Genomic DNA, 14166 nt, shown 5'->3' with positions numbered 1-14166 from the left:
GCCATGAACTCCTGGCGGGTCCGGGCGTCCACCTCTTTCGAGCACCGGCACGGCGCCGAGCTCGAGGCGTCGATGGCCGCCGGGCAGGCCGACATCGCGGTCGGGCCTGCACCGTCCGATTGGGACGGTCCGGTGCACGAACTGGGGGTGGAGGAGTTCGTCGTCGTGCTGCCGCCGGACGATCCGCTCGCCGACGGCGCGAAGGACGTCGAACTACCGCTGCTCGCCGACCGCGGCTGGGTGCACTACAGCCCGGAGAACGGCCTGGCCGAGGTGCTGGACCAGGCTTGCGCGGGAGCCGGATTCCAGGCGCGCGCGGCGGTCCGCACCGAGCAGACCGCCGCGGCGCCGATGCTCGCCGCCGCCGGGCTCGGCCCGGCGCTGGTGCCGGCGAACATCATCCCGAAGCAGTTCGGCGGCGCTCTCCTGCGGCCCGACCCGCCGGTCCAGCGCACCTTGACCGCCTACACCCGAAGCAGCCCCGACCCGCTCACCGCAGCATTCGTCGACACCCTCGCCCGCAAGGCCGCGGTGTTCCCCGACCACGTCCGCCGCCGCATCGTCGGGTGAGCGGCGCTCACCCGGTGAACAGCTGCGCGACCTTCTGGACCAGCTCGTAGACGCCGTAGACGAAGGGAACGGTCACCCAGACCCACGACACGGCCAGGACTGCTCGGCGGTTCATCGGACCTCCGGTTCGTGGAACTTCGGGTTGACCGGGCGGACCAGTTCATTGGCCGCGAAGCCGACCACCAGCAGACCGATCATGATCACCAGCGAGGTCGTGTACAGGTCCGGACCCGTCGCACCGGCCGCTTCGCGGGCGTCGGCGATGGCGTTGACGATCAGCGGTCCCAGCACTCCGGCCGCCGACCACGCCGTCAGCAACCGGCCGTGGATCGCACCGACCTGCGCGGTGCCGAACAGGTCCTTCAGGTAGGCCGGGATGGTGGCGAAACCGCCGCCGTAGAAGGACAGGATCAGCATCGCGCACAGCACGAACACCGGGATCCCGGACGATCCCGCCAGCAGGATTCCCAAGTACAGCAGGACACCGCCGCCCAAGTAGACGCGGTAGATGTTCTTGCGCCCCACGACGTCCGATGTGGACGACCAGATGAACCGGCCCGCCATGTTGGTCAGCGACAGCAGCGCGACGAACCCGGCCGCCGCGCCGGCCACCACCGGCGTCGAGCTGTTCGCGAAGAAGCCGCTGATCATCGGGGACGCCTTCTCCAGGATGCCGATGCCCGCGGTGACGTTGCAGCACAGGACCACCCACAGCAGCCAGAACTGCGGGGTGCGCACCGCGTTGCGGGCCGTCACGTTCGCGGTGGTGATCATCGGCTTCGACACCGGTCGCGCGCTCGATCCCGGGTTCCACCCCGGCGGCGGCGTCCGGATCAGCAGTACGCCCAGCGACATGAACACCGCGTAGACCACGCCGTGGACCAGGAAGGTCAGCGCGATGCCGGACCGGTCGCTGCCGAAGGACGACAGCATCTGCGTCGACCACGGCGAGGCGATCAGCGCGCCACCGCCGAAGCCCATGATCGCGATCCCGGTGGCCATGCCCGGCCGGTCCGGGAACCACTTGATCAGCGTCGACACCGGGGAGATGTAGCCGATGCCCAGCCCGATGCCGCCGACGAAGCCGTAGCCGAGCACCACCAGCCAGTACTGGCCGAGCGCGACGCCCGCCGACGAGATCAGGAACCCCAGCGAGAAGCAGGTGGTGGCCACCGCCATCGCCCACCTCGGGCCGCGGCGCTCCACCGTCGTCCCGCCCAGCGCGGCGGACAACCCGAGCATCACGATCCCCAGCTGGAACGGCAGCGCGCTCAAGGTGCCGTTGAGGCCGAGCGCGTCCTCCAGCGGCGGTTTGAAGACGCTCCAGGCGTAGACCTGCCCGATGGCCAGGTGCACCGCCAGCGCAGCGGGCGGCACCAGCCAGCGGTTCCAGTCCGCGGGCGCGACGGTGCGAGTGGGAGAGAGCAGATCTGCGACCATCAGGCCTCCGGCCACGTGCTGTCGATCACGGCGCGCCGAGGATACTTGTGGAACGGCGGTCCGACGAGGGTTGACTTCCGCCGAGCGAACGGGTGAGTGAGGGACTGATGGGACGCGTCACCGTACGCCGACCGGTGCTGAGGATCGCCGCCAACGGCACCAGGAGCAGACCGGACGCGCTCGCCGCCGAGGAGCCGCTGGAGATCCGCGTGGACGGCAGCCCGCTGTCGGTGACCATGCGCACGCCCGGTCACGACGTCGAGCTCGCGCACGGGTTCCTGCTGACCGAAGGCGTCATCCACGACCGCGAGCAGCTGGCCACCGCGCGCTACTGCGACAGCCCCGGGCCGGACGGGCGCAACACCTACAACGTGCTGGACATCGCGCTCGCCCCCGGCGTGCAGCCGCCCGACTCGTCGGTGACCCGCAACTTCTACACCACGTCGTCGTGCGGCGTGTGCGGCAAGGCCGCGCTCGACTCGGTCCGGTTGAGCACCCGCCACTCCCCCGCCGCCGATCCGCTCACCGTGACCGCGGACACCCTCATCGGCCTCCCCGACCAGCTGCGCGCCGCCCAGCGCGTCTTCGACACGACCGGCGGCCTGCACGCGGCCGGCCTGTTCAGCGGCGATGGCGAGCTGCTAGCCGTGCGGGAGGACGTGGGGCGGCACAACGCGGTCGACAAGGTGCTCGGCTGGGCGTTGCTGGCGCAGCGCGTGCCGCTGTCCGGGTGCGTGCTGATGGTGTCCGGACGCGCGTCGTTCGAGCTGGTGCAGAAGGCCGCGATGGCGGGCGTACCGGTGCTCGCCGCGGTCTCCGCACCGTCGTCCCTGGCCGCTGACCTCGCCGATGAACAGGGCATGACCCTGATCGGCTTCCTGCGCGGACAGTCCATGAACGTCTACACCGGGGCCGAGCGCATCGTGACCAACGACATGACGGACTAGCGGCGGAGCGCGCCCGGCGTTGGCACGATGGAGAGCAAGACCGCCACGGGAGGGATGCATGCGCGATTCGCAGGGCCCCCTGCTGCCGCGCCGCAGTGTTCTCGCCGCCGGGATCACCGGCGTCGCCGCTCTCGGGCTGGGCGTGGGCGGGCGGATCGGGTCCGCCCCGCCCGAGACGCCGGTGGCGTTGTCCACCGAGTCGAACGTGTCCGTGGAGCGGCTCTACTCGCACGCCAGGAACTGCTTCATCAACTTCGTCCTGATGTTCCCGAAAGGCGTTGCGCGCCAAGGACTTCCGGTGTGCCTGATGCTGCACGGCCGGTTCGGCGATGCGCGCAAGTCCGTGTTCGGCCTGCCGGACTGGCTGTCGGACGCCGTCGCAGCGCGGCGCATCCCGCCGTTCGCGTTCCTGGCGGTGGACGGCGGCGGGAACAACTACTGGCACCGGCGCCCGAACGACGATCCGCTGTGGATGCTGCTCGGCGAGGTGCCGCGCTGGCTGGCCGAGCGCAACCTCGGGGGAAGCCGTCACCAGCCGTTCGCCTCGGCGGGCATCTCGATGGGCGGCTTCGGCACGCTGCTCTACGCCCGGCGCAGGCGCGAGATGGGCGACCCGCTGTCGGCGGCCGCAGTGGTGTCGCCGGCGCTGATCACCAGCTGGCCGGAGATGCGCAAGCGCAAGGCGTTCGGCAACGAGGCGGAATGGGCGGCGATCGACCCGCTGCGCCACATCAAGTCGCTCGGCGATCTGCCGCTGGGCGTGTGGTGCGGCACCGAGGACCGCTTCATCGAGGGCACCCGCCGCTTCATCCAGCTGGCCGACCCCGACTACGCCTCCACCACGCCGGGCGGCCACAACAGCCGCTACTACCGAAAAGCCCTCCCCGAGCTGGTGAACTTCATCGGCGGGAAACTTCCCAACCCCGGCACCAAGTAGTGCCTGGTCAGACCCCGTGCGCACTTTCCGGGGCCAGAGCACCAGAAAGTGCTCACGGGTCAGGACCTGCCGAAGAAAGTCGGAGCACCCACTGAGGCTTTTCCATCCTGTTCGGGCTGCGACCGCGAAGCACGTCCGGCACCGCGCTGCGAGGGTCGCATGCGCCGCAGGCGCATAACCCACCCTCGCAACTCGCACCGCCGCGGGTTCTCAGCGTTCGCCTGGCGAGGACGGCCAACCCGCCGTGTATTGGCATACATAAGGGTTGGCACCCGGAGTCCAGGCGGGCGCTGAGGTTCCGCTACCCGCACCGCCACGCAAAACGCGGATGGAAAAACCTCACCGGAACCTCACGCCAAGCGGAGCTTCCTCGGTTCCGCGGTGTAGGTGTCGGCTCCGAAGCGGTCGTTGAGGGGCACCGTGCCGTAGAGGGTCCAGCGCAGGATCGCCGGCCAGGGGCCGTAGCCGGCGTCGGTGTTGAGGTGTTCGCCGTCCAGTATCACGTCCATCTCCACCTGGAGGGCTTCCGCGAGGCCGTGGGCCTGGTGCATCGACAGGTACGGGTCACCGGTGCCGACCACCAGCCGCGTGATGCCCGCTGCGCGGCGCAGCGCCGACGAGTCCGTCGGGTACGGCGCGATGTCCTGGGCGTCCGGGTGCTGCCAGTCAGGGGCCGGCGGGGCCACCAGGAGCACCCGGTCCGCGCGCCGGGAACGCCCCTCGATGGTCGCCGCGTGGTGCAGCCACAGCGCCACACCGCAGGAGTGGGCCGCCACCACGAGTTCGGCTTCCTTCGGCACTGCCTCCAGCCGCTCGCGCAGCACCGGCAGCCAGTCCGCCAGCACCGGCCGGTCCGGGCCGGGGAACGAGGGCAGTTCGACGTCGACGTCTTGCTCGCGGAGCTGACCGGCGAGCCACTGCTGCCAGTGCCAAGGGCCGGATCCCGTCATCCCGTGAATCAGCAGGACGTGCATCTCGCTCATGGCAGCCGCTCCCCGGAGAGATGATCTGGTCTGTACCCAAGGATCATCTAACCCGCCGCGGTCCGCAGCGGAGACGCCCGGGGGCAAACGTGAAACAGCCCGCGACGGGAAGCCGTCGCGGGCTTGGACGTTTCAACGACACGAACTCGAAAACCGCTGTCCCGCAGCCAGTTCCGCGCCGGAAGCGCAGAAACGGGCCGGGTCAGGCCGACTTCTCGCGGCGCTCTCGACGCGTTGCCTGGCGTGCCACGATCGTTGGGTTCACGTTCTCCCGGACCGTCTGCTCGGTGATCACGACCTTGGCGACGTCCGACCGGCTCGGGATGTCGTACATCACCGGGAGCAGGACCTCTTCCAGGATCGCGCGCAGACCGCGGGCGCCCGTGCCGCGCAGGATCGCCTGGTCGGCGATCGCCTCCAGCGCCGTCTTGGTGAACTCCAGCTCCACGTTGTCCATCTCGAACAACCGCTTGTACTGCTTCACCAGGGCGTTGCGCGGCTCGGTCAGGATCTGCACCAGCGACGCCTTGTCCAGGTTCGTCACGCTGGCCACCGTGGGCAGCCGGCCGATGAACTCCGGGATCAAGCCGTACTTGATCAGGTCCTCGGGCATCACGTCGGAGAAGTGGTCGGTGGTGTCGATCTCGGCCTTGGAGCGCAGCTCCGCGCCGAACCCGACGCTGTGCTTGCCGACCCGCTCCTCGACGATCTTCTCCAACCCGGCGAACGCGCCCGCCACGATGAACAGCACGTTCGTGGTGTCGATCTGGATGAACTCCTGGTGCGGGTGCTTGCGGCCGCCCTGCGGGGGCACGCTGGCGGTGGTCCCCTCCAGGATCTTCAGCAGGGCCTGCTGCACGCCCTCGCCGGAGACGTCGCGGGTGATCGACGGGTTCTCGCTCTTGCGGGCGATCTTGTCGACCTCGTCGATGTAGATGATGCCGGTCTCGGCGCGCTTGACGTCGTAGTCGGCCGCCTGGATCAGCTTGAGCAGGATGTTCTCGACGTCCTCGCCCACGTACCCGGCCTCGGTCAGCGCGGTGGCGTCGGCGATCGCGAACGGGACGTTCAGCATCTTCGCCAGCGTCTGCGCGAGGTAGGTCTTGCCGCACCCGGTCGGGCCGAGCATCAGGATGTTCGACTTGGCCAGCTCGACGGCCTCTTCACCACGGCTCTCCCGGCGCTCACCGGCCTGGATGCGCTTGTAGTGGTTGTAGACCGCGACCGACAGGTTCCGCTTCGCCGGGTCCTGCCCGATGACGTACTGGTCGAGGAACTCGTGGATCTCCGCCGGCTTGGGCAGCTCGTCGAGCTTGACCTCACCGGCCTCGGCCAGCTCCTCCTCGATGATCTCGTTGCAGAGATCGATGCACTCATCGCAGATGTACACGCCGGGGCCGGCGATGAGTTTCTTCACCTGCTTCTGGCTCTTCCCGCAGAAGGAGCACTTCAGCAGGTCGCCGCCGTCACCGATACGTGCCATGACCGCTGACCCCGTCCCCTCCGGCGCGCCGTCCGGTAGCGCGCCTGACCGTATGTGCTTCCGACGGTACCTGGCGTTCCCCGAGTTCGGGGAGACTCACAGTGTCCGCCATGGCCAAGCGTGATGTGACCAGCACAGCGCTCGGCGTGTCGTGATCCCCGCTGCCGGGCGTGCCGCCCGACCGCGTTGCCGGGAGGCTACGCGTTCCCACCGGCCGCAGCAGCTGTTTTCTCCGACTGCTGAATGCGCCGCAGCGCACGCCCGGCCGAAGCCGGCGTGCACGACCACCCATGGGTTGATACCTGCCGGACGGCACGGCCGCTACCGGCGGAAACGCGATGTGACGCACGACTCGCGCCGCTGCGTCCCCAGTCGTGCTCGTGCCCCGACGCCACCCGGGTGATCGACCCGCGACGGGGCGATGCACCCCGCCGCAGGCCCGCAGGGGCCGCCTCACCCGGACACCCGGCCCGGCTGAGACGGCCCCTGACCAGCTGTACTCGCAGCCCCTGGAAATCAGGCCTTACGCCTTCTGCTCCGAGAGCTTGCGGTACGGGACGACCTCGTCGATGATCCCGTACTCCACGGACTGCTCCGCGGTGAGGATCTTGTCGCGGTCGACGTCCTGGCGGACCTGCTCCTGCGAGCGGCTGGTGTGCTTGGCCAGCGTCGACTCCATCAGGTCGCGCATCCGCTGGACCTCGGCGGCCTGGATCTCGAGGTCCGAGACCTGGCCGTAGATGCCCTCCACGGACGGCTGGTGGATCAGCACCCGCGAGTTCGGCAGCGCCTGGCGCTTGCCCTTGGTGCCCGCCGCCAGCAGCACCGCCGCCGCCGACGCCGCCTGCCCGAGGCAGATCGTGCGCACGTCGGGACGCACGTACTGGATGGTGTCGTAGATGGCCATCATCGCGGTGAACGAGCCGCCCGGAGAGTTGATGTACATCTGGATCTCGCGGTCCGGGTCGTCCGACTCCAGGAAGAGCAGCTGCGCCATCACGTCGTTGGCGGAGGCGTCGTCGACCTGGACGCCGAGGAACACGATGCGCTCCTCGAACAGCTTGTTGTACGGGTTCGACTCCTTGACCCCGTACGCGGTGCGCTCGACGAACGAGGGCAGCACGTACCGGGACTGCAGGGACTGGTAAGGGTTCACGGCGGGTGACTCCTCAGTTGCTAGGTCCGGGCGGGATGGTCAGCTGCGCGGCAGGTTCGCGGCACTCGCCACGTGGTCCACGAACCCGTACTCGCGGGCCTCCTCCGCGGTGAACCACCGGTCGCGGTCGGAGTCCTGGGTGATCCGCTCCACGGTCTGACCGGTCTGGTCCGCGATCAGCTCGGCCATCTCCTTCTTGTGCCTGGAGAACATCTTGGCCTGGATCTCGATGTCCGAAGCCGTACCGCCGAGACCGGCCGACGGCTGGTGCATCATGATCCGCGCGTGCGGCAGCGCGAACCGCTTGCCCTTGGCGCCCGCGGACAGCAGGAACTGCCCCATCGAGGCCGCCATGCCCATCGCCACGGTCGCCACGTCCGGCTTGATCAGCTGCATGGTGTCGTAGATCGCCATGCCCGCCGTCACCGAACCGCCCGGCGAGTTGATGTACAGCGAGATGTCGCGATCCGGGTCCTCGGCCGCCAGCAGCAGCAGCTGCGAGCAGATCTGGTTCGAGATCGAGTCCTCGACCTGGGAGCCGAGGACGATGATGCGCTCCCGCAGCAGCCGCTCGTAAACCGAGTCGTTGAGCGAGAGTCCGTTGGTACCCGTCCGCATGGACGGCGCCTGCGCGTCGGACGCCGGAGTCAGGTGCTGCGTCACGTCTCCCCTGCCTTCTCCCACATTGGGCTCTTACTCGTGGGCCACTCCGGTCACTCGCGCCGCTTCCGGTCCGCTTCCACAGTGGACCGAGCTGGTCGGCGGGCGACTTCGACGGCCCTGCTTCCCTCTCGGGTGATCCGCTACAACCGACCCTAACGAAAGTGGGCGGCACCAGCTTCCCAGTACCGCCCACGTTCGCTTAGAGCATGTTTATCGAGTTGTCGAGCGAGAGACGGGTCACTCCGCCTTCTCGGCCTCGGCGCTCTCCTCGTCCTGCTGCGGACCGAACAGCTCGTCCATGTCCAGCTCGTTGCCCTCGGAGTCGGTGACCTTGGCCTGGCGCACCACCGAGAACAGCGCCTTGCTGCGCCGCACGTCGGCGAACAGCGCGCCGAGCTGACCCGACTGCTGGGCCTGCTGGACGAACTGGTCCGGGCTCACGCCGTAGCGCTGCGCCTGGTAGATGATCCGCTGGGTCAGCTCCTCGTCGGAGACCGAGACGCCCTCTTCGTCGGCGATGGTGTCCAGGATCAGCTGGGTCCGGACCGCCTTCTCGGCTTCCTCGCGGGTCTCCGCGTCGAACTGCTCGCGGGTCTTGCCCTGCTGCTCGAGCCACTCCTCGAGGCGCTTCTCGTCGTGGTCGAACGGGTGCACCGCGTCGTGCTGGCGCGCCTCGACCTCGGACTCGACGACCTTCTCCGGCAGCGGCACCTCGACGGTCTCCAGCAGCGCGTCCAGGACCTTGTCCCGGGCCTGCATGCCCTGCTGCATCTTCTTGACCTTGCCCATGCGCTCGCGCAGGTCGGCGATGAGCTCCTCAGCGGTGTCGAACTCGCTGGCCATCTGGGCGAACTCGTCGTCGGCCTCGGGCAGCTGGCGCTCCTTGACGGAGTTCAGCTTGACCGTCACCTCGGCGTCCTTGCCGGCGAACTCGCCGGCGACCAGGTTGGTGGTGAAGGTCTTGGTGTCGCCCTCGCTCGCGCCGACCAGCGCGTCGTCGATGCCCTCGATCAGCTGACCGGAGCCGATCTCGTAGGACAGACCGCTGGTCTTGGCGTCCTCGACGTCCTCGCCGTCGACGGTGGCCGACAGGTCGATGCTGACGAAGTCGCCCTCCTGCGCGGCCCGGTCGACGCCGGCGAGGGTGCCGAAGCGAGCGCGCAGCGAGTCCAGCTGCTCGGTCACCTCGTCCTCGGTGACCTCGACGTCGTCCACGCTCACCGCGAGCTCGCCGAAGGCGGGCACGGTGATCTCGGGGCGGACGTCGACCTCAGCGGTGAACGCGATCTCGGCGCCGTCCTCGATCTTGGTCACCTCGATGTCCGGGCGACCGAGGGTGCGCACCTCGCTGCTGTTGACCGCTTCCAGGTACTTGGCCGGAACCGCCTCGTTGACGACCTCGTCGAGCACGGGGGCGCGGCCGATGCGGCTCTCCAGCACCCGCGCCGGAACCTTGCCCGGGCGGAAGCCGGGGATGCGAACCTGCTGGGAAAGTGCCTTGTACGCGCGATCGAAGTCCGGCTTGAGCTCGTCGAACGGCACCTCGACGTTGATCCGGACGCGCGTCGGGCTCAGGTGCTCGACGGTGCTCTTCACGTGGTCTCCTAGTGCGAACGTGCTTTGATTCCCGGCGCTACCAGCGGGCGCGGTGCAACACCACGTCCAATGCCGGGCTGACCTCCGAGTCTATTGCTTCCCGCCCGGAGCCACGGGCCGGGGTTGCGAGAAGCGAAGTTGGGCAGCCTCACCTAACGCCGAGCCGCCATCCGTGCTTGAGTGGAATCGTGCAGCACACCACCGCCGATCACGCCACCTGCGCGGCGCTGTCCACCGGTCTCGCCGAACCGCTGACCGGGACCGCCGCGGTCGCGCGCGGCTGGCTGTGCCTGGAGCAGCGCGGGCCGTGGGGGCACAACGCGCTGGTGCAGAGCCACCTGGACCCGGACCTCGGCCGGGCGCTGGAGGCGAAAGCGGGCGAGCACGGCGTGCGGGTCCAGCTGATCCGCCGCCCCGGACGCCACGCGGACACCCCCGGCGACGCCACCCGGCACGTCCTGCTCGCCAACACCGAACCCGGCACCGGCTGGCTGCGCGAGCACACCACCGACGACCCGGCCGAACTGCTCGACCTCGACTTCGAGCGCATCGCCGCCGGACACCACGACGACTGGGGACGACCGGCCGCCGACCCCCTGCTCCTGATCTGCACCAACGGCCGCCGCGACCGGTGCTGCGCGCTCCTCGGCCGCGAGCTGATCACCGACCTGGCCGGACGCCACGAGAACGCGATCTGGGAAACCTCGCACACCGGCGGACACCGCTTCGCCCCCGCCGCAGTGCTGCTGCCCAGCGGATACACCTACGGACGGCTCACCGCCCACGCCGTCGAAGCAGTCCTGTCCGCGGCCGCCTCCGGAAAAGTCGCCCTCGAGCACTGCCGCGGCCGATCGACCTGGGACCGCGCCGGACAAACCGCCGAACTCGCCGTCCGCGAACACCTCGGCGAACACCTCACCGACGCGCTGCGCATCACCGGCAGCACCGCCGACCAGGTCGAAGTGGCCCACCAGGACGGCCGCCGCTGGCAGGTGACCGTGCACACCCGCGAACTCGACCCGCCCCGCCCCAACAGCTGCGGCAAAACGGCGGTCCGCCCCACCTCGACCACCGCGGTCGACATCACCGACCGCTGAACATCGAACCGACCGCGGCGCTCAACTCGGTGGGCGTGACAGCCGTGACGATCCCGTCCGCAGGCGTCAGCTCAGCCACGCCCTGCGGACCCGGAACGACGAACGACACCACGACCAGCAGCGCCAACGCGGCACCCAGCACCACGCACACCACCACCGCGGGCAAGTGCACGCGCAACCCCGGAATCCCCTCGCGCATGACCGGGAAATCGGCGCCCCACGCCCGGCCGTTACCAAGCGTCACGCACGACTGCGACCCAGATCACCAGCAAAACCCACCCGGAAAGCAAAAAACCGGCCGCCCGCGAGAAGCGAGCGACCGGCCGCGACGTCGGGGTGGCGGGATTTGAACCCACGACCCCTCGCACCCAAAGCGAGTGCGCTACCAAACTGCGCCACACCCCGTCCGACGTGCGACGCACCCGAGAACCCCGGGTGCGTTGCGAAGAGCCTATCGCGACCCGCTAAGCTGTGGCACGCAAGGTCGCCGAAGCCACCGGGAACCGCCCGGAGGAACAAGCGAAACCAGCACGCGGGCGTAGCTCAATGGTAGAGCCCCAGTCTTCCAAACTGGCTACGCGGGTTCGATTCCCGTCGCCCGCTCCGAGCTTGGGTGGAGTGTGCCAACGCTTTGCTTTGGCCTTTGCTCTTCGCCATTGCCGTGGGGGGCCGAGCCCCCCACATCCCCACGGTGCGGGGGTTTCCTTTTCTTTGCTCCGTGCGTTTTGGGGCGTTCCCGACCTGGGTTTTCACCAGCACGCCGTGGGTCACCACTTTTTGACCCGTCTCCGTTGTCTTGACCCGTCGCCGCTGTCTTGACCCGTCTCCGTTGTCGTTGGCCTCCTCGCCACCGTTGGCCTTGGTCTCGGGCTTCGCTCTCGGTTGTCGTTGGGCTTGGGTGGGGTTTTTGATCTTTGGGGGTTGGTTTGGGTTGAAAATGTTTTGGGGAGTGTCGGGGGGTTGGGTCAAGCTGGTGGGGTTCGGGGTGCTGTTGGGGCTTTGGTTTTTGATCTCTTCTGCTTGGGGGTTTTGTGCGGCGGCTTGAGTACAAGTGGCTCGTTGGGATCACCTTCGTGCTGGCTTTGATCATGCAGATCCTGGACGTCACGATCTTGAACGTGGCGCTCGCCACGTTGGGGCGGGAGTTCCAGGTGGATCCGGCTGCGCTCCAGTGGGTGCTGACCGGGTACATGATCAGTTTGGCCGTGTTCATCCCTTCTTCCGGTTGGATCGCCGATCGGTTCGGGAGCAAGCGGACGTTTCAGGCTGCCGTGATCATCTTCACCTTCGCTTCCGTGCTTTGCGGGGTGTCCGGTGAGTTGTGGATGCTCATCGGCGCTCGGGTGCTGCAGGGCGTTGGTGGCGGGATGTTGGTGCCCGTCGGGCAGGCCATGCTGTTCCGGGCCTTCCCCGCCAACGAGCGGGCGAAGGCCGGGGCCGTGCTGTCCATTCCGATCACCGTTGCTCCGATGCTCGGGCCGGTTCTCGGGGGTGTGCTCGTCGAGTACGCCAGCTGGCGGTGGGTGTTCTTCATCAACGTGCCCGTCGGGGCGCTCGCGCTGCTGTTCACCGTGCTCTACCTGCGGGAGGAGGAGCGCCGCGATCCCGGGCGGTTCGACTTCCCCGGCTTCCTGCTCGCCGGCGTCGGGTTGGCGACGCTGCTGTACGGGCTCGAACAAGGGGCCCAGCTCGGTTGGGGTGCCGTTCCGGTCTGGGCGAGCCTGCTGATCTCGGGGTTGCTCATCGCCGGGTTGATCTGGCGGGAGCTGACCGTTCGCGAACCGATGCTCGACCTGCGGCTGCTGACCGACCGGATGTTCGGCACCGGCAACCTGCTGCTGCTCTGCCAGACCGGGTCGATGTTCGGCATCCTCTTCCTGCTGCCGCTGTACCTGCAGAACCTGCGCGGCGTGTCGCCGATGTACGCCGGGCTGGTGCTCATGCCGCAGGCCGTGGCCATGCTGCTGACCACCCAGGTCGTCAGCCGGGTCTACGGCCGGATCGGACCGAAGCGGCTGATCCTGGCCGGGTACGCGGTCCAGCTGGCGATCTGCGCCGGGCTGCAGCTGCAGGGGCTGACCACCCCGCTGGGCTTCCTCGTCGGGCTGCTCGCGGTGCAGGGCGTGGCGATGGGGCTGCTGATGACCCCGGTGCAGACGGCGACCTTCGCGAGCATCTCCGGGTCGGCCATGGGGCAGGCGAGCTCGCTGTTCAACGTCAGCCGGCAGGTCGCCACCGCCCTCGGCACCGCCATCGTCGCCACCGTGCTGGTGGTGCTCACCGAGCACGGCCGGTCCACGATGGACCAGACCACCTCGTTCGCCGAGGTCGAGCTGGGTGCCTACCACGGGGCGTTCCTGGTCTCCGCGGTCTTCGCCGTGCTGGGTATCCTGCTGGCTCTGCGGGTGCGCGACGCCGATGCCGCGGCCAGCCTCGACCGCCCCAGCGAACCGCCCCGAACAGGCGACCGCGAAGCGGCCGAGACCGTGAGATAGGTCAAGAGCGCCCCGCTGCCGGAAAGCTCCGGGCAGGATGTGAGGGGTGACCGATATGCCGCACGTCGACCAGGTCCGCAACCACGACCGCTGGCGTCCGGGCTGGCGCGCCGGGCGCACCGGCTACGCCTGGCTGCTGCCGCTGGCCGACCAACCCGGACTGCGCAAGCTGGTGAACGACTACCAGTACGCGCTGCGCGACCTGCCGGGCTTCGACCTGGTCCCGCTGGAGTGGATGCACATCCTGATCCAGGAGATCGGGTTCACCGACGAGATCGACGAGACGCGGATCGAACCGCTGGTCGCGGCCACCCGCAAGCGGCTCGAGGCGGTGCTGCCGCTCACCCTGGCCTTCCACCACGCCGTGGTGCAGCCGGAATCGCTGTCGCTGCCGGCCGAACCGCAGTCGACGGTCATCGAGCTGCGCAACGCGGTGCGCGAAGCGCTGGCCGACGTGCTCGGCGAATCGGCGGTGCCGCCGGAACCCGAGGACGTCGACAAGCACGTCAGCCTCGCCCACTCCACCACCGACGGCCCGGCGATCTTCGCCGTGGCCACGCTCAGCGGCACCGTGGTGGAGCCGACCACGGCGAAGATCCCGTCGCTGACGCTGGTCAAGCTCGACCGCGACCACTCGAGCCCCGAGTGGGAGAAGGTCACCGAAGTCCCGCTGGGCGCCTGATCCCCGGTCCCCGCCGACGCGCGGCGGCGGGGGCAGCCCCGCGGCGGCCCGGGCGGTAGGGATTGAGGGGGGGTGGGGAAAAGATGTTTGGTGGGTGGGTTTTAAAAGGTGGTGGGC

14 protein-coding genes and 2 tRNA genes are annotated in these 14166 nt (G+C 68.9%); 7 read left to right on the top strand and 9 right to left on the bottom strand.

Features of this window, described 5'->3' with window-relative positions; genetic code table 11:
* A partial coding sequence (locus tag ABTZ89_RS24025; RefSeq protein ID WP_351048443.1) for a substrate-binding domain-containing protein occupies nt 1-570 on the top strand: 570 nt, incomplete at its 5' end.
* 7 nt (nt 571-577) lie between these two features.
* Here ABTZ89_RS24025 and ABTZ89_RS38975 read toward each other — a convergent pair.
* Nucleotides 578-685 carry an MFS transporter small subunit gene (locus ABTZ89_RS38975; RefSeq protein ID WP_502949593.1) on the bottom strand — a complete coding sequence of 36 codons (108 nt, stop codon included), beginning with the start codon at nt 683-685 and terminating at the stop codon, nt 578-580.
* On the bottom strand, nt 682-2010 hold the full coding sequence (locus tag ABTZ89_RS24020) for an OFA family MFS transporter (protein WP_351048441.1): 1329 nt from the start codon (nt 2008-2010) through the stop codon (nt 682-684). The genes ABTZ89_RS38975 and ABTZ89_RS24020 overlap by 4 nt, the downstream gene beginning before the upstream one ends.
* 107 nt (nt 2011-2117) lie before the next feature.
* On the opposite strand from ABTZ89_RS24020, the gene fdhD reads away from it, so the two are divergent.
* Together fdhD and ABTZ89_RS24010 are read left to right on the top strand one after the other, a co-directional pair.
* Nucleotides 2118-2957, top strand: a complete 840-nt coding sequence (gene fdhD, locus ABTZ89_RS24015; RefSeq protein ID WP_270949361.1) for a formate dehydrogenase accessory sulfurtransferase FdhD — start codon at nt 2118-2120, stop codon at nt 2955-2957.
* Nucleotides 2958-3015: 58 nt separating this feature from the next.
* Nucleotides 3016-3894 (top strand): alpha/beta hydrolase, encoded by an 879-nt coding sequence (locus ABTZ89_RS24010; protein ID WP_270949362.1) that lies wholly within the window; start codon nt 3016-3018, stop codon nt 3892-3894.
* 350 nt (nt 3895-4244) lie between these two features.
* Here ABTZ89_RS24010 and ABTZ89_RS24005 read toward each other — a convergent pair whose 3' ends face one another.
* From ABTZ89_RS24005 to tig, 5 genes are all read right to left on the bottom strand, one after another.
* Complete coding sequence (locus tag ABTZ89_RS24005; protein WP_351048436.1) at nt 4245-4877, bottom strand: RBBP9/YdeN family alpha/beta hydrolase; 633 nt, start codon at nt 4875-4877, stop codon at nt 4245-4247.
* 202 nt (nt 4878-5079) lie between these two features.
* Complete coding sequence (gene clpX / locus ABTZ89_RS24000; protein ID WP_270949364.1) at nt 5080-6360, bottom strand: ATP-dependent Clp protease ATP-binding subunit ClpX; 1281 nt, start codon at nt 6358-6360, stop codon at nt 5080-5082.
* A gap of 523 nt (nt 6361-6883) precedes the next feature.
* On the bottom strand, nt 6884-7516 hold the full coding sequence (locus ABTZ89_RS23995; RefSeq protein WP_093152379.1) for an ATP-dependent Clp protease proteolytic subunit: 633 nt from the start codon (nt 7514-7516) through the stop codon (nt 6884-6886).
* A gap of 39 nt (nt 7517-7555) precedes the next feature.
* Nucleotides 7556-8179 carry an ATP-dependent Clp protease proteolytic subunit gene (locus tag ABTZ89_RS23990; protein ID WP_270949365.1) on the bottom strand — a complete coding sequence of 208 codons (624 nt, stop codon included), beginning with the start codon at nt 8177-8179 and terminating at the stop codon, nt 7556-7558.
* A 237-nt stretch (nt 8180-8416) separates the two neighbouring features.
* Nucleotides 8417-9775 (bottom strand): trigger factor, encoded by a 1359-nt coding sequence (gene tig, locus ABTZ89_RS23985; protein WP_270949366.1) that lies wholly within the window; start codon nt 9773-9775, stop codon nt 8417-8419.
* 176 nt (nt 9776-9951) lie between these two features.
* Between tig and ABTZ89_RS23980 the strand changes: the two genes are divergently transcribed.
* Nucleotides 9952-10872, top strand: coding sequence for a ferredoxin family protein (locus ABTZ89_RS23980; RefSeq protein WP_270949367.1), 921 nt, complete (start codon nt 9952-9954; stop codon nt 10870-10872).
* Here ABTZ89_RS23980 and ABTZ89_RS23975 read toward each other — a convergent pair.
* Both ABTZ89_RS23975 and ABTZ89_RS23970 read right to left on the bottom strand, forming a co-directional pair.
* The gene (locus ABTZ89_RS23975) at nt 10859-11116 is read right to left on the bottom strand and encodes a hypothetical protein (protein ID WP_351048430.1); all 258 of its coding nucleotides are present in this window, start codon (nt 11114-11116) and stop codon (nt 10859-10861) included. The genes ABTZ89_RS23980 and ABTZ89_RS23975 overlap by 14 nt on opposite strands.
* A gap of 87 nt (nt 11117-11203) precedes the next feature.
* A tRNA-Pro gene (locus ABTZ89_RS23970) sits at nt 11204-11277 on the bottom strand.
* Between the two features lie 127 nt (nt 11278-11404).
* Here ABTZ89_RS23970 and ABTZ89_RS23965 point away from each other — a divergent pair.
* The 3 genes from ABTZ89_RS23965 (at nt 11405) to ABTZ89_RS23955 (ending at nt 14049) form a co-directional block, all read left to right on the top strand.
* Nucleotides 11405-11475, top strand: a tRNA-Gly gene (locus tag ABTZ89_RS23965).
* A gap of 470 nt (nt 11476-11945) precedes the next feature.
* Nucleotides 11946-13367, top strand: coding sequence for an MDR family MFS transporter (locus ABTZ89_RS23960; RefSeq protein ID WP_351048427.1), 1422 nt, complete (start codon nt 11946-11948; stop codon nt 13365-13367).
* A 55-nt stretch (nt 13368-13422) separates the two neighbouring features.
* Entirely contained in the window at nt 13423-14049 is a 627-nt protein-coding gene (locus ABTZ89_RS23955) for a 2'-5' RNA ligase family protein (RefSeq protein WP_270949413.1), read from the top strand.
* Nucleotides 14050-14166 lie beyond the last annotated feature (117 nt).

The organism is Saccharopolyspora sp. NPDC002686, from assembly GCF_040295745.1.
Classification (GTDB): domain Bacteria; phylum Actinomycetota; class Actinomycetes; order Mycobacteriales; family Pseudonocardiaceae; genus Saccharopolyspora; species Saccharopolyspora oryzae.
Note: the sequence above shows the minus strand (reverse complement) of the source record. Positions and strands in the feature narration are given on the sequence as shown.